At 48.9% G+C, this 540-nt stretch carries 1 protein-coding gene; it reads right to left on the reverse strand.

From position 1 onward, the window contains the following. Positions 1-540, reverse strand: a 540-nt coding sequence (locus EAO38_RS08715; RefSeq protein WP_456237307.1) for a putative barnase/colicin E5 family endoribonuclease, incomplete at both ends; no start/stop codon positions are given.

A 540-nucleotide genomic window follows, 5' to 3' on the forward strand; every position in this document is an offset into this window, starting at 1 on the left:
TCTGCTTTAGCCTGCTCTATGAGGGCTTTATACTCCTGCAAAGTGGTGTTCTCTGTGAGCTCCTCTATACTGCGCTCTGTGATGGGTTTAAGGGGGGATATGCTATCCTTGCCCAAGTCCTTCTGGGCAAGATCGGAGCCATGCCCAGACTTAGCCGCGACTTGGTCGAACTTCTGCGCGGGGGACTTTCTATTCTCATATGCCGTAACAATCCAGTAGTTTTTGCCCTTATGCTCCCAACCCTGCGAAACCCCTACCCTAAATTCTTTACCATTGTCTTTTAGGATAATGGTTTTTACGCCCGCCTGGTCGCTGACTAAAGCCCCCCCGCTTACAATCTCCTCAATGCCATTAGCTAACTTCTCCAAAGGCGTAGCCCCCTCAAACCCACTAAAGTCATCAAGGTGTTTTTCTACAATCTTAGACAATCCATAGGGCTTAAGTGGCTTGCCATTGGCTCCTTTTAAGCCTTGCAAACGCTGTGCGTTTGCTCCCCACACCAAATCAATATAGCCCAACCCCTCTTTATAAAACGCTCCG

The sequence above is a fragment of the Helicobacter vulpis genome (genome assembly GCF_003660395.1).
Classification (GTDB): domain Bacteria; phylum Campylobacterota; class Campylobacteria; order Campylobacterales; family Helicobacteraceae; genus Helicobacter; species Helicobacter vulpis.